The organism is Providencia sp. PROV032 (assembly GCF_028484875.1).
Taxonomy (GTDB): Bacteria; Pseudomonadota; Gammaproteobacteria; order Enterobacterales; family Enterobacteriaceae; genus Providencia; species Providencia rettgeri_E.
On the sequence record NZ_JAMPSX010000010.1, the window covers coordinates 91,663 to 113,283 of the forward strand.

The following is a 21,621-nucleotide window of genomic DNA, read 5'->3' on the forward strand; positions in this document are numbered from 1 at the left end:
CATAAACAAAAGCAAAATGGCGAGTTAATAGGGGGGAAATTTACAAAACATTAGATAAAAGAGCCTATTTGCCATTGGGTTATGTGATGGTCGTCTACAATGAGGTATATTCACTTACAGAACGGGTGTTTATCACTAATAAACTATGATCTAAATCACGTTTTATTGTGTAATATTTCAGTGTAATTACATAATTAAGTCCTTTTCAAACCCGAAATGTAAAGAAGTCTAAATTTATATTTAACGAAGGTTTATTTATGGAAAAAATGAATAGTTTAATTTGTCTTAAAAAAACACTATTAGGAGAAAAAATACTCAAAAAAACAAAAGCACTGTATGTATATCAGTATTTTCGTTAATCCTATTTTTTGTGTGATACTGGTATCAGATAATGCGAGATAATCTATGCTAACAATAAATCAATATAACCAGATACTAATGGTGAAGGTAAAGTATAAGTCAGAGTATGTGCGCTATACCTTAATATTATAGTCACGATATAGCCGCTGTTCGAAATCGGTAAACCGACGATTTAGTGTGGAACGGGCTATTTTAGTTGAAAAATAATCAATGGGGATTAAGTTAGCGGACCCCAGGTTATCAATAATAAAAAACTGGCCATAAGGTTTATAACCTAGTTGGTAAACGATATTATACGTTTTTAGCGCCATCGTGGTGATAGCTTCTTTATATATATTCTTTTTAAATTGCTCGTAAGCAACTTTCATATTTTTTTTATGTTTTAAAAAAAGTTGTTTATTTTTTAGGTAATAATCTAAAGTATGTGAAACATTTCCTGTTTTATCTTTGATTAATTGGAATACATACCCCAGCCCCTGATCAGTTTGTTGGGTGCCATAGTAATGAGAAATTGTTTTTGTCGTGAAGTTTTTTCTATATAAGCGCTTGTAATAGCGGATCTCTCTTAAGGTTTCTTTGTCATCTCTCCCATTTAAATGAACTTTTATACATAGGTCATGATAGTCAGGATGCTGATAACAAGCGCGCTGGCGGCCTGATGCGATTAAGTTGCTAACGGGTAATGAAATTTTTTTATCTAGTTTTTTATTCATGGCGATACATACTATTTTTAATGAATTATAGGATAAGCCTAAAATGATATTGCGACGTTTTTTATAAATTATACAACCAATGCTAATAGATACTATTTATAAAGTGTTGCATTTTGTGTGGTTAATTAAGTGTGATGCAAGTCGTTTATTTTATTTGGATAAATAATTAAAAGGAAAAATAAAAAACTACGACTATAAATTAAATTTTTAATTTCCTTTTGGAATTAGTATGTCGTTCTCCGGCAATTCAGCCAAATTAAATACTTTAACTGTAAATAAATGACAGAAAGTGACGATAACATAATTTTAGAAGGGGATTTCATCATGAATAGCTCAGTAAAAAAAATAGTAATGACTTTTTTAGCGGTAGCGACATTAAGTACAAGTTTTTCAATTTTTGCCTCTGAAAACAGTGAGGCGAGACGGAGTAATACCGCCGTTATTCGATTTACTGGAGCTATTGTTGCATCACCTTGTGTTGTCGAAGCGAATGCGAATAAGGTTGAAACTAAATGTTGGAGTGATAACGGCAAATTGGAAACCGCATCTGCAGATATTCGAAAACTAAAAAATCAAGAAATGTTGCTTCCAAATCAAAAAGGTACTCAGCAATTTAACTGGATTAATAAAGATAAAACGTTAGGGATTTATACGATTAAATACGATTAATTTTGAGATAACCAATAATTGAATGTAGCAAACGAAGATGGGATGAGGGAGCAATGTTTAATTGCAATGGCATATGCCTATGAACAATAAACTCATAGGCATATAAAGCATTACTTTTGCAAAATTAAAAGTAAAAATTAATCGCAACGGCCCATATAACGGCGCTCAGCGATATGAATACGAATTTTTTCGCCGCTAGTTAGATACTCAGGAACTTGAATGGTTAGCCCTGTCGACATTGTTGCCGGTTTAGTTCGTGCGCTGGCAGACGCTCCTTTAATCGCAGGTGTTGTCTCTATAATGGCCATATCAACGGTTTGTGGTAACTCTAAAGCCAGAACTTGCCCATCCATCGTTAACACTTGCATTCCTGGTAACCCTTCTTCAGGAATAAAAAGTAATTCTTCTTCAATATCAGCTTTTTTGAAAATATAAGGCGTGTAGTCTTCATTATCCATAAAGACATATTCATCACCATCAATATAAGAAAAACTGACGCCACGACGCGTAAGTGAAATAGTGTCTAAAATATCATCGCCTTTGAAACGCTCTTCAACTTTCTGGCCAGTTTTGATATCAGTAAAACGCATTTTATATAATGTACTCGCACCACGAGCGCTAGGTGCTTGAATATCAATGTCTTTTACAAGTAATAATTTGCCATTGTAGTTTATTGCAAAACCACGTTTGATTTCATTGGCCTTGGCCATAAATAACCTTCTTTGGGGTTGTCAAAAAGAGTGCGACAAAATTACTCGCAGATAAGGAATTAGGCAAGATGCTAAAGTCAATTTTCGGTGAAAAATTTTTGGAAAATACAATTTTAGATAATACAGTTCTTGGATAAGGCAATAAGTATGAATATAACCCGTGGGCTATATTCATACTGAAATGATTAGTAGATAGGAAGTAAGCCAGACAATGACAATAAATGAGCCACCGCATTAACTAAACCAAAAAGGATCACGAAGCCAATGATAAAGCTTCCTCCTGGTGCTCTATAGCTGTTATTTGGATAACGTTTACGACTGGCTCTTGCCATCAATGCAGGGACAATAACAGCCCAAATAGTGGCAGCCAACCCGGCAAAACCAATCGCATAAATAAACCCATTAGGGAAAATTAAAGCGAGAATTGTTGGTGGTAAAAATGTGACTGCGACAGATTTAAGACGGCCAAACTTATTATCTTCAAATTTGAAAAAGTCAGCAATAAAATCAAATAACCCTAAAGACACGCCTAAGAAAGAGCTAGCTAGAGCCATGTACGAAAACAGGTTCAAAAATTGAGAGATAAAACTACTTTGGGTGGAAATATTCATTTGAGCCAGTAATGCATCAATATTATTGCCGTTTTCTCTGATCTCAATAAATGACGTTCTTGGAATATTTCCTTGAATAGCGTACTGCCATAAAATATAGATAACAACAGTGATTGTGGCACCATAGACGAGGCTCTTAACAACACTACGGCTATCTTTATTATAATATTTTACTAATCCAGGCACATTACCATGATAACCAAAAGAGGTTAATAAATAAGGTAATGCGGCTAAGGCATAGGGGAGGTATTGGCTTTCGCTTTGCTCAGTTTGGTTAAATAAAATCGCGGGCGATGCAGTGGAAACCATCCCACCGATTGACATGATAAAGGTGATTACCATCCCGCCAATTAAAATGGTGCTTAACCGGTCGACAGCACGTGTAGAAAGCCATACAAAAAAAGCAACAATGAAAGCAAAAACAAAGCCTGCACCCGCTTGTGGTATCTGTATTTTTTCTGACAGGTTTGCTGCGATGATAGAGCTGCCCGCAGAAATATAGGCATAAGTGAGTATATAAAGCACAAAAGTAACGGATAAGCCGTTAATTGAATTCCAAGTTGAACCTAATAAATCCTTTACCATTGTATGGAAACTAGCACCCGCAGGGTAATTCATATTAGCTTCTAAAATCATTAACCCAGAAAGTAACATACAAATAAAGGTATAAATTAACAGAATGACGGAACCTGTGAACCATACGCCAGAAGTCACCATAGGAATAGAAAACATACCAGCACCGACTGCAGTACCGGCGATGATCATAGCACCTCCCAATATAGAAGGATTTTTTTGTTGGGTTGTTCCATCAATAGCCATGGTGGCTCCTAAATATTACGTTTCACTGTACTAGCCAAATGATACGGTAAGTGTGAGGTATTGTAAATATGGCAAATTGAATAAATTAGGGAAAAATGAGTAATTAGAAAGAGATGGACAATAAACGCACAAAACGAAGAGGTTTGTACGTTTCGGTTAATTAGGCGATGTGGTGGTAGAAACGGTGTGTTAACCAGAGGTCAACCGCATTGCGGCTCGCTTCAAAATGGGGTTCTGGGAGATTATCAGGGGAAACCCACATTAAGTTTTCACATTTATCTGCTTCCATAATTCGAGGCTCAACATCACCGCTATATTCAACATGCATACAAATAGAAACCGTATGTTTACCTTCTTGTTGATAAGTTTGTAAATTATTGCTGATGCCAAAAACGGTGGGGGCTTGGATATCAATACCAATTTCTTCTTTTATTTCGCGAATGGCACAATTTTCAAAAGACTCACCTGGGTCAACGTGGCCTCCGAAAATAGACCAATAGGGCGCATGCTTACTGCTGCGTTTACCCATTAAAATTTGCCCATGTTTGTTCGTGATTAGAACACCGACACCCACGACGACGTTGGTAGGCTCAGACATATCTTCTCCTTATTGTTTTATTTTTAGCGCGCTGATCCTGACATAATCGTGTAGAAAAACAAGCAGGAAAAAGTACAAATATCACTGAAAACAATATGCTTTAATGTTATAACTATAATTAAATTTAAAGACACGATAATCATGATAAGGGAGATTAGTGGTTATGACTCGCCGGGTTGCTACAATTACATTAAATCCTGCTTACGACCTTGTGGGCTTATGCTCTACTATCGAAGTTGGTGAAGTCAATTTAGTCAAAACCGCTAGCCTCAATGCGGGTGGTAAAGGTGTCAATGTCGCAAAAGTGCTCCGTGACTTAGGTATTGATATCACCGTTAGTGGTTTTATGGGAAAGGATAACCAAGAAGAATTCCAACATTTTTTCAGTGAAAATGGTATGGCTAATCGCTTTAGTATGGTGCCAGGGCGTACACGAATTAACGTGAAACTCACTGAAAATAACGGGGAATCGACTGATTTCAATTTTTCAGGTTTTGAAGTTAGTAAAGAAGATTGGAACCGTTTCTCGACAGAGTCGCTCAACTGGTTAGGCCATTTCGATATGGTGGTGGTGAGCGGAAGTTTACCGAGTGGTATTGATCCAGAAGAATTTACTCGCTGGATGACTCGCCTTCGCCAATTATGCCCATGTATTATTTTTGATAGTAGCCGGGAAGCGTTGAAGGCCGGTTTAAAAGCATCTCCATGGTTAGTAAAACCTAATCGTCATGAGTTAGAAAGTTGGGTTGGCCGAAAACTTCCCGATTTACAAGATGTCGTGACCGCAGCGCATGAATTAAGAGATAAAGGGATTTCCCATGTGGTCATATCGTTAGGGGAAGAAGGGGCTCTTTGGGTTAATGCGTCGGGCTCTTGGCTTGCAAAACCACCCCATTGTGAAGTGATAAGCACGGTTGGTGCTGGTGATTCCATGGTGGCAGGGTTAGCGTATGGGTTACTGAATGGTGAATCCAGTGAGCACACGTTACGTATGGCGACAGCGATTTCTGCGTTATCGGTTTCTCAGCCAGATGTCGGTTTAAAAAATAGAAACAAATTAGCGGATATGATGGCTAAAATTGAAATGAAATCGTTATAGTACGTTAGTTTCAACCAAAACCCCTACATGATAAATGCAGGGGTTTATGGTTATTAGAAAGTAAATAATTAGCTATTTTGTTGTGCTTTGAGCCATGCAATTTCTTGCGGCCAAATATCGGGGTTAACGGTTTCTAAAATCAATGGGATACCATCAAAGCGGTTATCTTGCATAATGTAAGTAAATGGCGCAAAGCCTATGTTTCCTTCACCTAAACTATGGTGGCGGTCAACGCGGCTGGCAAATTCACTTTTAGCATCATTTAGGTGCATTCCTTTTAGAAATTCAAACCCGACAATCTCTGCAAATTGGCCGAATGTTTTGTCACAATCTTCGGACGTGCGTAGGTCATAACCTGCGGCAAAAGCATGGCAAGTATCGATACAAACACCGACACGGCTTTTATCTTTCACGCCATCAATAATTTTGGCGAGATGTGTAAAGTCAAAGCCCAAGTTAGTCCCTTGGCCAGCCGTATTTTCAATCACGGCAGTCACTCCTTCAGTTTCAGCAAGGGCAATATTAATAGATTCAGCAATCCGCGCTAAACAATCGTCAACTTCAATTTTCTTTAAATGACTACCTGGGTGAAAGTTAAGTAAATCAATACCTAATTGTTCGCAGCGTTGCATCTCATCGATAAAAGCGACCCGAGATTTCTCTAAAGCTTCAAATTCGGGGTGACCTAGATTGATCAAATAGCTGTCATGAGGAAGGATTTGATGCTTGCCGTACCCATATTTCTTGCAGTTATCTTTAAATTTTTTAATAACGTCTTCGCTTAACGGTGCGGCTTTCCATTGGCGCTGATTTTTTGTGAATAATGCAAAAGCGGTTGCATTGATTTCATGTGCGCGAATAACGGCTTGGTCAACGCCACCTGAGGCGCTGACATGTGCTCCAATATATTTCATTTTTGACTCCTTTTTCTTGGAGTATGCCATTAATGAGCAAATAAATGAAATCAACAAAAAAGCCACCAAGTGAGGTGGCTAAAAATGAGGGAAATATAGTTTAAAAAATACTTTGAATCAGTAAGTTAATCAAAAGTCCACCGACTATCAACCAAACAAACAGTATCAGCGCCATTAACAAGGGTTTAATACCCGCTTGGCGAATAGCACTCACATGGGTCGTTAGCCCTAAAGCCACCATTGCCATTGCGAGTAAAATTGTATCTAACGCAATGATTTGTTGCACTAATACTTGAGGCAGTAGGTTGAGTGAGTTAAAACCTGCAACAACAATAAAGAATACAGCGAACCAAGGAATAGTAATTTTGCTTTTTTGGGTATTGGTTGTTTGGTTAGCCGCTGTTTTACGGCTTAAGAAAGCCGATAAAATAATGAGAAAAGGCGCAAGCATCATGACACGGATCATTTTGGCAATGACAGAGGCATTCTCTGCGTCAGTCCCAATGGTGTGGCCTGCTGCAACAACCTGTGCAACTTCATGCACGGTTGAACCGATATAAATCCCAAAAGTTTCTTCTGTTGCTGGAAACCAGCCGAAGTGCGCATTTAATTGGTAAATCCAAGGGTAAACAAAGATACAAATCGTACCAAAGATAACCACCGTTGAAACGGCAACCGCGACTTTACTCGCTGAGGCCTTAACCACAGGTTCGGTTGCCATGACTGCAGCTGCACCACAAATACTACTGCCTGCACCAATTAATAGTGTTGTTTCTTCATCAAGACCGAACACTTTTTTACCTAGCCAATACGCTAGTAAGAATGTCGATGTTAATGTTAAAGCATCGATAATGACGCCAGTGGCTCCGACGTCTGTGATTTGCTGGAAAGTAAGGCGAAAACCATACAAGATAATACCAGCGCGTAGGAAATAGTGTTTGGCAAATTTAATGCCTGCATCACAAGATTGACTGGCTACGGGATAAAAAGTATTCCCTACAATAATTCCTAATAATATTGCGAGGGTTAATGCACCTAAACCGATATCCATAAACCAGGGTTGGTCACCGAGGTAAATTGCAATAGCAGTTAGGAGCCCAGCTAAAATAATACCTGGTATGAGTTTTAATATAGGGTTCTGACTGTTCTGCTCAAGGGTGTTGGTGTCACTTTTATTCATGATGATGCTCTTTATTACCGCTTATAAGATTTAGTAATAAGGATATATCAAAATCAATAATAATTTAAATTGATTGTCTTTATATTATCTACCACTAAAACAGATTATAAGTTTCTTCTGGAATATTACGAATAAATCGTTACTATTAACATTATTATTACAAATACTAAAAATCACGTTGGGGCTTACCTTTATGCGAATTACACTTAGGCAACTTGAGGTTTTTACGGAAGTATTAAAAAGTGGCTCCACGACGCAGGCATCTCAGTTATTAGCGCTTTCACAATCAGCTGTCAGCGCATCCCTAACGGATTTAGAAGGCCAATTAGGCGTTCAATTATTTGACCGTGTGGGTAAACGACTTGTTACAAATGAGCACGGAAGGCTGCTTTATCCCAAAGCGTTAGCATTATTAGAGCAAGGGTTAGAGGTCGAGCAATTATTTAAAAAAGAGATGGGGGCTGTGCGTCTTGCTGCCAGTACGACGATTGGTAATTATATTTTGCCAGAAGTCTTAGCGGGTTATCGTCATGATCACCCGGATATACCTTTAGAGCTTTTTATCAGTAACACAGAAGAAATCATTAAATCCGTTATGGAGTTTCGAGCGGACGTTGGGTTAATTGAAGGTGTTTGCCATAGCCCTGAGTTAATTTCTAAAGCATGGTTAAAAGATGAACTCGTTATTTTTGTTTCACCTCAAAACCCATTAGCGAATAAAAATATCTCTTTAAAGGATTTGCGTGATGCGCCTTGGATTTTGCGTGAAAGGGGGTCAGGTACGCGGGATGTCCTTGACCAACTATTATTTGCACATCTTCCCGGCTTTCATATTTTAATGGAGCTAGGTAATTCAGAAGCGATTAAACATGCAGTGCGTTACGGAATAGGCATAAGCTGTTTATCACGCCGAGTGATCGAAGAGCAATTAGAAAATGGCTCTCTAGTCGAATTAAAAATAGACGAACTTCATTTAGAAAGAACGCTATATTTGATTTATCACCGTCAAAAGCATCTTTCGAACGCGATTACTAACCTGTTGTCTTATTGCAACTAGTAATACTCGCCATATATCGAGCCGCAGCCTTGTTGGCTGCGCTTTTTCGTCTTAGTTAAATACCTCATTCTATTTTTGATATTCTTTCAATAGAAATGGGGGATTTGGCAATAACGCGTTTTACTTATAATTTTGTGTGAATTATGAAGGTATCTTATAACAGTGAAGAGTTGCTTAGTTCTCACAGCCTATTTTGCTAGAATCCATGCGATATTAGCTGAATAATAAATTGCAGGGAACAAATGTCAGAACAACATACCAATACTATCTCGCAGGGCGGCGCACAAAGACTACGCCGTGAGTTAAAGGCGCGCCATCTTGCGATGATTGCTATCGGTGGATCTATCGGTACCGGTTTATTCGTTGCATCGGGTGCAACGGTTGCACAAGCAGGCCCCGGTGGAGCACTCCTTTCTTATGCTATCATTGGCTTAATGGTCTATTTTTTGATGACCAGTTTGGGCGAGTTAGCCGCTTATATGCCTGTTTCGGGCTCATTTGCAACTTATGGTGCAAAATATGTCGATGAAGGCTTTGGTTTCGCACTCGGGTGGAACTACTGGTACAACTGGGCCGTGACCATTGCGGTTGACTTAGTTGCCGCTCAATTGGTGATGACCTACTGGTTCCCAGATACGCCCGGTTGGATTTGGAGCGCAATCTTCCTCGCCATTATTTTCTTACTGAATTTCATCTCTGTTAAAGGGTTCGGTGAAGCAGAATACTGGTTCTCATTAATAAAAGTCACCACGGTCGTTATTTTTATTGTTGTTGGCGTATTGATGATTTTTGGCATCATGAGTGGTGCAGAAAATGCAGGGTGGCATAATTGGGAAATCGGTGATGCACCTTTTGCTGGTGGTTTCTCTGCGATGATTGGTGTGGCAATGATCGTTGGTTTCTCATTCCAAGGTACTGAATTAATTGGTATTGCTGCGGGTGAGTCGAAAGATCCTGCCAAAAATATTCCGAAAGCCGTGCGCAAAGTGTTTTGGCGTATCCTGTTATTCTATATCTTCGCAATCTTAATTATTAGTTTGATCATTCCTTATACTGACCCAAGCTTACTACGTAACGATGTTAAAGATATTAGTGTTAGTCCATTTACCTTAGTATTTGAAAATGCAGGCCTATTATCCGCAGCAGCAGTGATGAATGCGGTTATCTTAACGGCAGTATTATCGGCGGGTAACTCGGGTATGTATGCATCAACGCGTATGTTGTATACCTTAGCGCGTGAAGGCAAAGCGCCGCGCATTTTCGCCCGATTATCTAAAGGTGGCGTACCGCGTTATGCATTGTTAGCAACGACAGTTGTTGCGGGCTTATGTTTCTTAAGTTCTATGTTTGGAAACCAGACGGTGTACCTGTGGCTATTAAATACATCTGGGATGACAGGGTTTATTGCTTGGTTAGGTATTGCAATTAGCCATTATCGTTTCCGTAGAGGCTATATTGCACAAGGGAAAGATCTTAATGACTTACCTTATCGTTCAGGTTTCTTCCCAATTGGCCCTATTTTTGCCTTTATTTTGTGTTTAACAATTACATTAGGCCAAAACTACCAAGCCTTTTTAGAAGATAAAATTGATTGGGTGGGGGTTACTGCAACTTATATTGGTATCCCATTATTTTTAGCGATTTGGTTTGGCTATAAGATAGCGAAGAAAACAACGTTTATTCGCTATAAAGACATGAGCTTTCCAAGTTACCGCGAAAATTTAGATAAATAATTTTTTTAAATACTTATCATGAAAACAGCACTCTTTATAGGGTGCTGTTTTTTTATATATAGCGCTGGCAATAAAGTGGTATTTTGGCGATAAAATATGCTGAATGCTTGGCTTTACGATGGTGGTCACAAAATTCCATTGATGAAAGTCATGATTAAACTAATAATCGTATTGATAAGTATTCTTATTTGCTTTATTGTTACCGCATAAAAAAAAGGTAAGTCAATGAGGTTAATAGTGGAGCTTAATACTATGTCGTCGGTAGCCAAGAAGTCTGTAGCTAGGTCGGTAGTAAAAGGGATAAGTTTAGCGTTATTAGCAAGTGCCAGTATGAGTGCTTGGGCTGCAACAGTCACTGATATTGCAGGCCGTACAGTTGAAGTTCCTGATAATGTTAATCGCATTTTATTAGGTGAGGGACGCCTATTTAGTGCAATAGCTCTGCTGGAAGGTGATAAACCTATTGACCGAATTGTGGGTTGGCAAGGTGACCTTCGAAAACTAGATCCACAAACCTACGCTGCCTATAAAGCTAAATTTCCTGAAATTGATAATATCCCACTGATTGGTAATACCAGTGCAGATAGCGTCAGTTCAGAAAAAGTATTAACCCTAAATCCAGATATCGCGATTTTTGGGTTATCAGGCCATGGGCCGGGTAAAAATAGTGAATTAGTTAACCAGCTTGAAAAAGCGGGAGTACCTGTTGTATTCGTGGATTTCCGTGATAAGCCACTGGAAAACACATTGCCAAGTATGCGTTTACTCGGTAAAGCGTTAAATCGTGAACAGGCAGCAAATAAGTATGTCGATTTTTATGAAAAAAACCAAAAATTAGTCACTGACATCACCTCTAAAATACCAGACGATAAAAAACCAAATGTTTTTATTGAATTACGTGCAGGTGCCTTTGAAGATTGCTGTGGCACGGCTGGCGATGGAAATATGGGGAATTTTATTGACCTAGCAGGTGGTAAAAATATCGCAAAAGGCGTTTTACCGGGTGCACTTGGTACAATGAATTTAGAGAAAATCATCGCAGCAGACCCAAATATTTATATTGCATCAGGGGCAAAAGCACCGGGTAGTAAAGATGCAGGCGTTCAATTAGGTGCGCAAAGCTCATTAGCGGATGCGAAAGCAAGCCTGAAAAAAATAACTGAACGTAAAGGAATTAGCGCGTTATCAGCCATTAAAGATAAGCAAGATTATGCTATCTGGCACAATTACTATAACTCTCCGTACAATGTGATTGCGACGCAAGTTTTCGCTAAGTGGTTCTATCCAGAACAATTTACCGACCTTGAGCCGCAAAAAACGCTGGAACAATTGCATAGAGAGTTTCTCGCCATCGAACCAACAGGTGTATATTGGGTCAGCGAAAAGTAATGAAAACGGGTAAGAATTGATGAGTATGACGAGCGAGCCAATAGTTGTGGCTGAAAAATCAGCGATTCAGGCTGACGATAATGTAAAAATACATTATCAAAATATGTTACGTCGTCGGTTGACTTGGCTAGGGGTCATCGTTGCGGCAATTTTATTATCACTGGTTATTGATTTTACATTAGGGCCATCAGGTTTATCTCTTGAGCGTTTATGGCAAACGTTGATGACCCCAGAGGTCGTTGATGCAGGAACACGCGTCATCGTATGGGATATTCGGTTGCCATACGCGTTGATGGCAGTGGTGATTGGCATGTCATTAGGGCTTGCTGGCGCTGAGATGCAGACTATCCTCAATAACCCGTTAGCGAGCCCATTTACGTTAGGGGTCTCTAATGCCGCGGCTTTTGGTGCCGCATTAGCGATTGTTTCTGGCATTGCAATTCCAGGTGTGCCTGACCAATGGGTGATATCAGCGAATGCCTTTATTTTTGCATTGTTAGCCGCTTTGATGTTAGACGCGGTTACCCGTTGGACGCGCGTAGCAACTTCAGGTGTTGTATTGTTTGGTATTGCTCTCGTGTTCACCTTTAATGCATTGGTTTCTATGATGCAATTCATCGCGACGGAAGATACCTTGCAAGGTTTAGTCTTTTGGACGATGGGGAGTTTATCAAAAGCAACTTGGATAAAACTGGGTGTTATGGCGCTAGTGTTCGCACTTATTTTCCCGATTGCCATGATGAGCTCATGGAAACTGACGGCTTTAAGGTTGGGCGAGGACAGGGCAATCAGTTTTGGTATTGATGTGCGTCGTTTAAGGCTAACAACATTATTACGTATCAGTATTTTATCGGCGTTAGCGGTGGCATTTGTTGGCCCTATCGCTTTTATTGGTTTAGTCGCACCGCATATTGCAAGGTTGATTTTTGGTGAAGATCACCGCTTTTATCTGCCGGCAAGTGCATTAATTGGGGCGTTAATTTTATCCATGGCGTCAATTGCGTCGAAGAATATTATTCCGGGTGTGATTATTCCTGTTGGGATTGTGACATCGTTAGTGGGGGTACCGTTCTTTTTAAGCATTATTTTACGTCATAGAGGGAACGTATCATGAGCGGCCTGATTATTAATCAATTTAATGCAGGCTACCCAAAACGCCCCGTAATTGAGAATTTATCGACGGATATTTTGCCTCGAGGCAAGATCACGGTATTACTTGGGCCTAATGGCAGTGGTAAATCCACGTTGTTGCGTTCATTGGCGGGGTTAAATAAAGCCACAGGGCAGCTGCTACTGGATGGTCAGGACTTAACCCAACAGAGCTTTGCCCAGCGGGCACAAAATGTGGTGTATTTACCGCAAACGTTACCTGCTGGTGTGCACCTGTATGTTCTTGAGTCTGTTATTGTTGCTCAACGTGCGTCAGGCGGTTTGAGCAATGAAAATAGTAAAGACGAAGTGATGGGGCTATTACGCCAATTGGGTATTGAACATTTGGCGTTAAGTTATTTAGACCAACTTTCTGGTGGTCAAAAACAATTAGTCGGCTTGGCTCAATCTTTAATTCGTCAACCCAACTTATTGTTATTAGATGAGCCCTTAAGTGCGCTGGATTTAAATTACCAATATCATGTGATGGATTTAGTGGCGAAAGAAACCAAACGCCGAAATATAATCACGGTTGTGGTAGTTCATGATATTAATATTGCGCTTAAACATGCAGAGCATATATTAATGTTGAAGCAGGGTAATTTAATTGCACAAGGCGAACCTGCTGAGGTTATTACACCGGAAAGCCTTGCTGAAGTTTATGGTGTACGTGGTCGCATCGAACGTTGTTCACAAGGTGTTCCACAAGTCCTGATTGATGGGCTTGTTGATAAACTGGCGAGTTAATATCGTAATAAAATAATGTACTTGCCGCACTTGGCAAGTACATTAAATAAAAGGAGAGAAAGCAATATTGAAAATAAACAATTTAAATATTCATTAATAGTAATTACCCACAGGAAATTTAATTGAATTATATAATGGTTTTTTACCATGAATTTCCTATGGGTATTTCAATGCCTAAATAATAAAAAAGATATTTTTGATTCAATGAAATCAATGTGAGCAAATCAATTCATATATAAAACAAAATATCTCTTGGAGAGTTGGGAATGGTTGTTTTTAATAAAAGAAAAGTGGCAATTAGCATAATTGCGGCTATCGCTGCGGCACCTGCATTTGCTGATGATAGTAATGATAAAATCTATGTAACAACAGCATCAGGCTACCAACAGAAAATTGAAGATGCACCTGCGTCTATTTCTGTTGTGACGCGCGAACAACTCGAGAACAAAGCTTATAAAGATGTCACCGATGCGTTAAAGGATTTACCTGGTGTTCAGGTTACTGGTGGTGGAAGTAAATCTGATATTAGTATTCGTGGTATGGATGCAAAATACACCATGATTATGGTTGATGGAAAGCGCATTGATTCACGTAGTACTCGCCCAAATAGTGATGGTTCAGGTATTGAACAAGGTTGGCTACCGCCATTACCTGCAATTGAACGCGTTGAAGTGGTACGTGGTCCTATGTCATCGCTGTACGGTTCAGATGCGATGGGTGGGGTAATCAATATTATTACCCGCAAAGTAGGAAAAGAGTGGAATGGTAGTCTACGTGCTGATACTACAATCAATTCTCATCGTGATTCAGGAAATGAAGGCCAAGGAAGTTTCTATGCATCGGGACCTTTAGTTGATGGCTTACTTGGAATGAAAGTTAATGGAATTTATTCTAAGCGCTGGGAAGATAAATTTGTTGGTGGTTTTAATGAACAAAAAATTGGTGCAGTAGGAACAACACTGACATTAACGCCTGATGAATTTAATACTTTTGATTTTGATTTCAAACATGATGAGCAAGAACGGAATACGACTGCTGGAAAATCAGGTTCATTGATGTGTACGACAGGTAAAGGTGCAAATAAAGTTACGAAAAAATGTGACGATTCAAATGTGACATACCGGAAAAATAACTATGCAGTTACGCATAACGGTATTTATGATTGGGGTGCAATGGAAACCTTTGTTCAAAGGGACGAAACAAAAAACCCAAGTCGTAAAATGGAATATAACGATACATTAGTTAAAAATCAAACCGTATTTAATTTGGGGGATCATACGTTAAGTATTGGCGGTCAATACCGTTATGAAGATCTTCGTGACAAAGGTAACCAATTATCATCGGCTCAAGGCGTTGATAAGCTAACTCGTTATAGTTGGGCATTATTTGCTGAAGATGAGTGGATGATGACCAATGATTTTGCTTTAACGGGTGGTGTCCGTATGGATAAAGATGAGAACTTTGGTTCTCATTGGACTCCTCGTTTATACGGTGTTTGGCATACCTCAGATGAATGGGTAATTAAAGGTGGTATTTCAACAGGATACCGTTCACCTGAGTTAAGACAAGTTGCACCAAATTGGGGACAAGTAACAGGTGGTGGCGGTGACCCTGCAGTTATTATCGGTAATCCAGATTTAAAACCTGAGAAAAGTGTTACACAAGAGCTTGGGTTTATCTGGAATAATCAAGATAACCTGAATGTCGGAGTGACATTCTTTAATACTGAATTTAAAGATAAAATCATGGAAGTACGTGGCTGCACGGATTCCACAAAAGATAAAGATGGAAATACAGGCACAATCGCTAGTGGTGAATGTATGTATGATGGGAAAGCATACAAATTTATTAGTGAAAGAGAGAACGTTGATAAAGCAAACCTTCGCGGTGCTGAGCTGACATTTAACTGGGATATTACAACGGATCTCGCATTTGCTGCTAACTATACTTATTCTGATTCTGAGCAAAAAAGTGGTAAGTTCAAAGGTAAGCCTTTAAGCCGTACACCGAAACATATGGCGAATGGTTCTTTAACTTGGCAAGCAACTGAAGATCTTCAATTGTGGAATCGTGTTAACTTTAACGGAAAAAGTAGCTCTTATCTCTCCAGAACTAGTATGAGCAAAGAAAGGCCTTCTTATACTTTTGTTGATATCGGTGCGAGCTATCATATTGATAAAAATATCAACTTAGTAGCAGGTATGTACAATATCTTTGATAAGCGTTTAACTGCTGAGTCCAATGATAAAGTACTTGATGGCCGTCGTTACAATATCGGTATCAACTACAACTTCTAATCGAAAAAACTATCTCGATTAACCCAAACCCTTTGGCTCTCACCAGAGGGTTTTTTGTTGATTAAAACCTGATAAAAATCATAAGAAAAAGAACTTATAAGCAGATATGGCAAAAAGCCAGAAATAATCAAAATTTCTCATAGAAAATAGGGTGATTTGTTAACAATTTAACTTGCTATTTCGAGTTATGGCGTGCAAAATGCGCGAACTAAAAAATAACTGATGCTTAATCAAATGAAGCATCGGTTTTTTTGTTTTTAGGAACGTTCATTCTAGCGGGGCCGGACATAGAGCCGGAGAGATAATTTTAATATTTACGTGTAGCAAACATTTTTCGCTACCGATTTGAGGAATGCTTTTATGGCTTACTTTTTCGCATTCGCAGCAGGGCCAGGCGCTGGCGGCTGCCGTATCGATGACTACGGGGCTCTCGGTGGCTTCGCTCACACGCCTTTCTCCCTTTCTTCGTTTTTCTCTGCCTATAGGCAGATGCAAAGTCTTCCCAGTAACTGTCGATTAAGCCGAAGTAGTATGCAATCGAAAGTTATGGGAGGGCTTAGACGTGCAAAATAATACGCCAATTCCATTAGACATCGGTCACAATCAAACGGGTGCGAATAACCGCGTACAACTTGCAAAAACCTTAACATTGGTGCAAGTGGTCATGATCGGTATTGCGTATATCCAGCCAATGACGATATTTGATACCTTCGGAATGGTGTCAGATAAAACCGGTGGACATGTTCCAACTTCATACATTATTGCACTTGCTGCGATACTGTTTACTGCTCTGAGCTACGGTAAATTGGTGAAACGTTTCCCATCAGCCGGTTCAGCGTACACTTATGCCCAAAAATCAATGAGCCCACATATTGGCTTCTTGGTGGGCTGGACATCCTTGCTGTCCTATATTTTTATGCCAATGATCAACATATTATTGGCTAAAATTTATTTACAAGATATTTTCCCTAATGTGGAACCGGCAATCTTCGTTGTTGGGCTGGTTATTTTAATGACTGCAGCCAACTTACGTGGGATTAACGTAATTGCAAACTTAAGTACCGTCATTGCCATCATTCAAGTGGGTGTCATGGTGGTGTTTACGGGGCTTGTGATCCACGGTGTTTCTAACGGTGAAGGAACGGGAGAAATTTGGACTTTTAACCCATTTGCTAATGAAAAAACAGAAATGATCCCACTCATTGCTGGGGCAACAATCCTCTGTTTCTCATTCTTAGGTTTTGACGGGTTAAGTTCACTCTCAGAAGAAACACCGAATGCTGGTAAAGTTATTCCTCGTGCTATTTTCTTAACCGCGTTAATCGGTGGGGTTATCTTTATTACGGTTTCGTTCTTCTTACAGCAATACTTCCCTGATGTATCACGCTTTAAGAATATTAATGAAACACAGCCAGATATTATGCGTTTTGTTGCTGGTACATTCTTCCAGTCAATCATTCTGGTGTTCTCATGTGTTACCGTATTAGCATCAGGCATGGCCGCTCATGCAGGTAGTGCGCGTTTAATGTATGTTATGGGACGTGATGGGGTATTCCCAGAAAAAGTCTTTGGCTACGTAAGTCCAACATGGCGCACCCCGGCATACAACGTATTATTGGTTGGCTTTTTGGCATTAGGCGCTATCTGGTTTGAAATGGATTTTGCGACAGCATTAATTAACTTTGGTGCACTAATCGCGTTTACCTTTGTAAATATTTCGGTCATTAGCCAATTCTTTATTCGTGAACGCCGCATGACAGGCTTCAAAAATATCCTAAACTACTTGATCCTGCCTGTTATTGGTACACTGACAGTGTGTGTGTTATGGCTGAATATAGAAGAAGACTCAATGGTTTATGGGTTGATCTGGACAGCGGTTGGTTTGGTCTATATGGCGGTGCTGACACGTATGTTTAAGCGGCCTATGCCACAGATGAGCGACATCTAGCTATATTCTTCATATTTCGTGCCGTAACTGCGTTGCGTTCTCAAAACGACATGGGTCACATACTTATGTATGCTCCCCATGATCGTTTTGCTCGGTGCCTTGCTACAACGCGAACTATTTTGAATATACTCAGAATTAGAATTGATCAAATAGCGTCCTTGAGGCGCTATTTTTTTACCCGTTAAGAATTATTTAAGATAAAGCGTGTAGCCTATTAACATCATAATATTATGTGATATTGTTGTTACAACACATAATGCATAACTATGATAATTACGAATTCGATTAATAAGGCACACAAATGAATGATGCAAAGAAACCTGAGAATCAACGGTTATTACTGACGCTTAGGAATATTGTTGGCAAAAAAAATATTTTAACAGAGCCGCATAAAACAGAACGTTACCGTAAAGGCTTCCGTTCTGGTATGGGCGATGCAATCGCAGTTGTATTTCCAACAACATTGCTTGAACAGTGGTATGTCTTCAAGGCGTGTGTTGAAGCAGATAAAATTGTGCTGATGCAAGCGGCTAATACAGGGTTAACCGAAGGGTCAACTCCGAGTGGTTATGATTATGATCGCGATATCGTCATCATTAGCACCTTGAAACTAAACCAAATTCAAGTTTTACCTGAGTTTAACCAAGTTGTTGCGATGCCAGGAAGTACTTTGTACGATCTGGAAAAAATTCTGAAACCATTAGGGCGCGAGCCGCACTCTTTGATTGGTTCTTCATGTATTGGTGCCTCGGTTGTCGGTGGTATTTGCAACAGTTCTGGTGGTTCATTGGTGCGCAGAGGCCCTGCCTATACTGAATTGGCTCTGTATGGGCGAGTGAATGATGATGGCAAAGTAGAGCTTGTCAATCACCTCGGTATTGATTTGGGGAATACGCCAGAAGAGATCCTGACGAATTTACAAAATCGTGGTTATAGCAGCGAAGACGTGCAAGTGAGCGATAAACTAGCGTCTGACCATGAATATGCGGAACGCGTTCGTGATGTCGATGCCGATACACCGTCACGTTTCAATGCGGATGAACGACGTCTATTTGAAGCTTCTGGCTGCGCGGGTAAACTAGCGGTATTTGCTGTTCGTTTAGATACCTTCCCAGCAGATAAAAAAACACAAGTATTTTATATTGGTTCTAACAATCCAGATGTTTTGGAAGATATACGTCGTTATATTCTGAGTGAATTTAAAAACCTGCCAGTTGCAGGGGAATATATGCATCGTGGTTGTTTCGATATTGCAGAGGTTTATGGTAAAGACACCTTTTTAATGATTGATAAATTCGGCACCGACAAAATGCCAATGTTTTTCACTATTAAAGGGCGTATTGATGCAGTATTAAATAAAGTCCCATTCTTGCCATCAAATCTGATTGACCGTACCATGCAGGTTCTCAGTAAATTATGGCCTTCCCACTTACCGCCTCGCATGAAAGAGTTCCGTGATCGTTACGAACACCATTTAATGTTGAAAATGGCTGGAGACGGCATTGATGAAGCTAAAGTTTGGCTAAAATCTTATTTTTCAAACGCAGATGGCGGCTATTTTGAATGTACGCCAGAAGAGGGCGCAAAAGCCTTTTTGCACCGCTTTGCTGCTGCGGGTTCTGCGGTTCGTTATCATGCTGTTCATAATAAAGATGTGGAAGATGTATTGCCTCTCGATATTGCATTGCGTCGTAATGATAGAAACTGGTTTGAAACATTACCACCAGAAATTGAAAAGCTCTTAGTTCATAAATTATACTGCGGTCATTTTATGTGCCATGTTATGCACCAAGACTACGTATTGAAAAAAGGGGTTGACCCGAAAGAACTAAAAGAAAAAATGTTAGCGTTATTAGATGAACGAGGCGCTCAATATCCGGCTGAACATAACGTCGGTCATTTATATAAAGCGCCTGAGCAACTGAAATCATTCTATAAGCAATCTGACCCAACAAACACAATGAACCCAGGTTTAGGTAAAACAACTAAACGGAAAAATTGGGAAGGAGATTGTGGCTGTGGTCATACTCATGACCAGTAATAAACTCGCTATATAAATGAAGTAAGGCAGGTATTGGGAATAGTACAATATCTGCCTTTTTTATTGATAAATTAACTGGCGAGATCTCTCGCATAATTAATCAATGCTTTTAATTGCTGACAACGCTTTTCATCATGTTGATGTTCTACAAGCAGTTGCTGTATTTGTTGCATATAGTCTGTTAAACGTTCTTCATTAAAGTAGTCCCTACGGTGCTGTAACCAGCGTTGCTGCTCATCATAAGATAGTGTTGCAGGGTAATTACGTGCTTTATATCGAAAAAACAGTTCTTTCAAACGCTTATCTTCAAAACTTAATTCCAATGCAGGCAAGTTCTGTGGGGATGTTTCACGAATAATATCCATGGTCGAACGGTCAGAAGTACCGAAGAAACCATTATAAATTTGTGTATCGACATCATCGGACTCTGCGAATATTTGAGGTTCGCTAAATAACTCAATTAGTTTGTTACGAATGACAGGAGTTTTACGTAAGATTTCCAGATTGCGCATACATAAGTCACGGTCAACACCAGTTCGCTGTGCATCTTCTGGGCGCAGTGTCTTTTCTGGCGCTAAAATAGGGCATTTATTAATATGCACTAATTTTACAGGAACAGGGGACGCACCAGCCAGCTCGGCCTTAGGTGTATATAAGCGAGTACGCAACTGTTGAACATCTAACTCAATTAAGGGGGAGATATCGGCAGATAAATCACACATAATGACGGCATTTTTGTTGTCAGGATGCCAAGCCAGAGGTGCAACTAAACTAACATAAGAACGCAATGCGCCAAACATACCAGACACATGAACTAATGGCGTTATTTCTACAATATCAATAAGTTGGCTTATTTTGTTTTTATTTCTTAACTGATAAAAATAGTCGAACATTCGCGGTTGAGCAGCTTTCAACAGTTTTGCCATGTTAATAGTGGCTAAAACGTCAGACATTGCATCGTGAGCATTTTCATGAGCAACCCCATTTGCTTTGGTCAAATGTTCTAAACGCATACTCGGTAGGCCATCTTCATTTTCTGGCCATTGAATGCCTTCGGGACGAAGCGCAAAACAGGCCCGCAAAGCATCGAGCAAATCCCAACGCGAGTTTCCTTGTTGCCAGCTATAGGCATATGGGTCGTAAAAATTTCGGTAAAAAATATTACGGGTAACTTCATCATCGAAACGGATATTGTTGTAACCCATAATACAGGTATTAGGAACACTAAAAGCTGCATGAATTCGTTTAGCAAACTCGGCTTCATTAACGCCTTGAGATAATGCTACCTGTGGGGTGATCCCTGTGATCATGACGGCTTCTGGCTGTGGTAAATAATCATCAGCCGGAGCGCAATAAAAAACCTCAGGTTCTTCAATGATATTAAAATCAAGGTCGGTACGAACGCCTGCAAATTGCGCAGGCCTATCGAGAGCAGGGCGTTTACCAAAGGTTTCATAGTCATGAATAAAAAAAGTAGGTTGTTTTTTATTATCTTGCAACGTTTTCACCATTTTGATGGTTATATAATAGGTTGATAGTGGTTAATTGATTGGTATCACTATACATTGTTGATTAATGATACCTTAT

18 protein-coding genes are annotated in these 21,621 nt (G+C 39.6%); 11 read left to right on the forward strand and 7 right to left on the reverse strand.

The window, feature by feature from the left end; translation table 11 throughout:
- Positions 1–473: 473 nt before the first annotated feature.
- Positions 474–1,073, reverse strand: coding sequence for a YrbL family protein (locus PSF42_RS09235; protein WP_213912570.1), 600 nt, complete (start codon positions 1,071–1,073; stop codon positions 474–476).
- Positions 1,074–1,397: 324 nt separating this feature from the next.
- On the opposite strand from PSF42_RS09235, the gene PSF42_RS09240 reads away from it, so the two are divergent.
- Complete coding sequence (locus PSF42_RS09240) at positions 1,398–1,742, forward strand: hypothetical protein (RefSeq protein WP_125891235.1); 345 nt, start codon at positions 1,398–1,400, stop codon at positions 1,740–1,742.
- Positions 1,743–1,879: 137 nt separating this feature from the next.
- Here the strand turns inward: PSF42_RS09240 and yeiP are convergent, their stop codons facing one another.
- From yeiP to PSF42_RS09255, 3 genes are all read right to left on the reverse strand, one after another.
- The gene (gene yeiP / locus PSF42_RS09245) at positions 1,880–2,452 is read right to left on the reverse strand and encodes an elongation factor P-like protein YeiP (protein WP_125891234.1); all 573 of its coding nucleotides are present in this window, start codon (positions 2,450–2,452) and stop codon (positions 1,880–1,882) included.
- Positions 2,453–2,637: 185 nt separating this feature from the next.
- Positions 2,638–3,882: a tryptophan permease gene (mtr, locus tag PSF42_RS09250; protein ID WP_140172547.1), complete on the reverse strand. Its 1,245-nt coding sequence runs from the start codon at positions 3,880–3,882 to the stop codon at positions 2,638–2,640.
- Positions 3,883–4,042: 160 nt separating this feature from the next.
- Complete coding sequence (locus PSF42_RS09255; RefSeq protein WP_248466641.1) at positions 4,043–4,480, reverse strand: nucleotide triphosphate diphosphatase NUDT15; 438 nt, start codon at positions 4,478–4,480, stop codon at positions 4,043–4,045.
- A gap of 163 nt (positions 4,481–4,643) precedes the next feature.
- Between PSF42_RS09255 and fruK the strand changes: the two genes are divergently transcribed.
- Positions 4,644–5,579 carry a 1-phosphofructokinase gene (gene fruK, locus PSF42_RS09260; protein ID WP_248468450.1) on the forward strand — a complete coding sequence of 312 codons (936 nt, stop codon included), beginning with the start codon at positions 4,644–4,646 and terminating at the stop codon, positions 5,577–5,579.
- 68 nt (positions 5,580–5,647) lie between these two features.
- On the opposite strand, the gene nfo is transcribed toward fruK, so the two are convergent.
- Both nfo and PSF42_RS09270 read right to left on the reverse strand, forming a co-directional pair.
- On the reverse strand, positions 5,648–6,493 hold the full coding sequence (gene nfo, locus PSF42_RS09265) for a deoxyribonuclease IV (protein WP_272679885.1): 846 nt from the start codon (positions 6,491–6,493) through the stop codon (positions 5,648–5,650).
- A 100-nt stretch (positions 6,494–6,593) separates the two neighbouring features.
- Positions 6,594–7,673: a YeiH family protein gene (locus PSF42_RS09270; RefSeq protein WP_272679886.1), complete on the reverse strand. Its 1,080-nt coding sequence runs from the start codon at positions 7,671–7,673 to the stop codon at positions 6,594–6,596.
- A 193-nt stretch (positions 7,674–7,866) separates the two neighbouring features.
- On the opposite strand from PSF42_RS09270, the gene yieE reads away from it, so the two are divergent.
- The 9 genes from yieE (at position 7,867) to dld (ending at position 20,034) form a co-directional block, all read left to right on the forward strand.
- A complete protein-coding gene (yieE, locus tag PSF42_RS09275; protein ID WP_125891229.1) occupies positions 7,867–8,730 on the forward strand; it encodes a DNA-binding transcriptional regulator YeiE in 864 nt (287 codons plus the stop codon).
- A 242-nt stretch (positions 8,731–8,972) separates the two neighbouring features.
- A complete protein-coding gene (locus tag PSF42_RS09280) occupies positions 8,973–10,463 on the forward strand; it encodes an amino acid permease (protein WP_248466639.1) in 1,491 nt (496 codons plus the stop codon).
- 252 nt (positions 10,464–10,715) lie between these two features.
- A complete protein-coding gene (locus tag PSF42_RS09285) occupies positions 10,716–11,852 on the forward strand; it encodes an ABC transporter substrate-binding protein (RefSeq protein WP_272679887.1) in 1,137 nt (378 codons plus the stop codon).
- A gap of 19 nt (positions 11,853–11,871) precedes the next feature.
- Entirely contained in the window at positions 11,872–12,966 is a 1,095-nt protein-coding gene (locus tag PSF42_RS09290) for a FecCD family ABC transporter permease (protein WP_272679888.1), read from the forward strand.
- A complete protein-coding gene (locus PSF42_RS09295; RefSeq protein ID WP_125891225.1) occupies positions 12,960–13,748 on the forward strand; it encodes an ABC transporter ATP-binding protein in 789 nt (262 codons plus the stop codon). Before PSF42_RS09290 ends, PSF42_RS09295 begins: the two co-directional genes overlap by 7 nt.
- Before the next feature lie 266 nt (positions 13,749–14,014).
- Complete coding sequence (locus PSF42_RS09300; protein ID WP_272679889.1) at positions 14,015–16,045, forward strand: ligand-gated channel protein; 2,031 nt, start codon at positions 14,015–14,017, stop codon at positions 16,043–16,045.
- A gap of 360 nt (positions 16,046–16,405) precedes the next feature.
- Positions 16,406–16,618 carry a hypothetical protein gene (locus PSF42_RS09305; protein WP_004253162.1) on the forward strand — a complete coding sequence of 71 codons (213 nt, stop codon included), beginning with the start codon at positions 16,406–16,408 and terminating at the stop codon, positions 16,616–16,618.
- On the forward strand, positions 16,608–17,993 hold the full coding sequence (locus tag PSF42_RS09310) for an APC family permease (RefSeq protein WP_125891223.1): 1,386 nt from the start codon (positions 16,608–16,610) through the stop codon (positions 17,991–17,993). The genes PSF42_RS09305 and PSF42_RS09310 overlap by 11 nt, the downstream gene beginning before the upstream one ends.
- A 301-nt stretch (positions 17,994–18,294) precedes the next feature.
- Positions 18,295–20,034, forward strand: coding sequence for a D-lactate dehydrogenase (dld, locus tag PSF42_RS09315; protein ID WP_125891217.1), 1,740 nt, complete (start codon positions 18,295–18,297; stop codon positions 20,032–20,034).
- A gap of 71 nt (positions 20,035–20,105) precedes the next feature.
- Here the strand turns inward: dld and sbcB are convergent, their stop codons facing one another.
- Positions 20,106–21,545: an exodeoxyribonuclease I gene (gene sbcB / locus PSF42_RS09320; protein ID WP_442959223.1), complete on the reverse strand. Its 1,440-nt coding sequence runs from the start codon at positions 21,543–21,545 to the stop codon at positions 20,106–20,108.
- Between the last annotated feature and the right edge of the window lie 76 nt (positions 21,546–21,621).

Bases quoted from the DNA above. Each gene is read 5' to 3' on its own strand.
- PSF42_RS09235 (WP_213912570.1), bottom strand. From the start codon at position 1,073: ATGAATAAAAAACTAGATAAAAAAATTTCATTACCCGTTAGCAACTTA.
- PSF42_RS09240 (WP_125891235.1), top strand. From the start codon at position 1,398: ATGAATAGCTCAGTAAAAAAAATAGTAATGACTTTTTTAGCGGTAGCG.
- yeiP (WP_125891234.1), bottom strand. From the start codon at position 2,452: ATGGCCAAGGCCAATGAAATCAAACGTGGTTTTGCAATAAACTACAAT.
- mtr (WP_140172547.1), bottom strand. From the start codon at position 3,882: ATGGCTATTGATGGAACAACCCAACAAAAAAATCCTTCTATATTGGGA.
- PSF42_RS09255 (WP_248466641.1), bottom strand. From the start codon at position 4,480: ATGTCTGAGCCTACCAACGTCGTCGTGGGTGTCGGTGTTCTAATCACG.
- fruK (WP_248468450.1), top strand. From the start codon at position 4,644: ATGACTCGCCGGGTTGCTACAATTACATTAAATCCTGCTTACGACCTT.
- nfo (WP_272679885.1), bottom strand. From the start codon at position 6,493: ATGAAATATATTGGAGCACATGTCAGCGCCTCAGGTGGCGTTGACCAA.
- PSF42_RS09270 (WP_272679886.1), bottom strand. From the start codon at position 7,673: ATGAATAAAAGTGACACCAACACCCTTGAGCAGAACAGTCAGAACCCT.
- yieE (WP_125891229.1), top strand. From the start codon at position 7,867: ATGCGAATTACACTTAGGCAACTTGAGGTTTTTACGGAAGTATTAAAA.
- PSF42_RS09280 (WP_248466639.1), top strand. From the start codon at position 8,973: ATGTCAGAACAACATACCAATACTATCTCGCAGGGCGGCGCACAAAGA.
- PSF42_RS09285 (WP_272679887.1), top strand. From the start codon at position 10,716: ATGTCGTCGGTAGCCAAGAAGTCTGTAGCTAGGTCGGTAGTAAAAGGG.
- PSF42_RS09290 (WP_272679888.1), top strand. From the start codon at position 11,872: ATGAGTATGACGAGCGAGCCAATAGTTGTGGCTGAAAAATCAGCGATT.
- PSF42_RS09300 (WP_272679889.1), top strand. From the start codon at position 14,015: ATGGTTGTTTTTAATAAAAGAAAAGTGGCAATTAGCATAATTGCGGCT.
- PSF42_RS09305 (WP_004253162.1), top strand. From the start codon at position 16,406: ATGGCTTACTTTTTCGCATTCGCAGCAGGGCCAGGCGCTGGCGGCTGC.
- dld (WP_125891217.1), top strand. From the start codon at position 18,295: ATGAATGATGCAAAGAAACCTGAGAATCAACGGTTATTACTGACGCTT.
- sbcB (WP_442959223.1), bottom strand. From the start codon at position 21,545: ATGGTGAAAACGTTGCAAGATAATAAAAAACAACCTACTTTTTTTATT.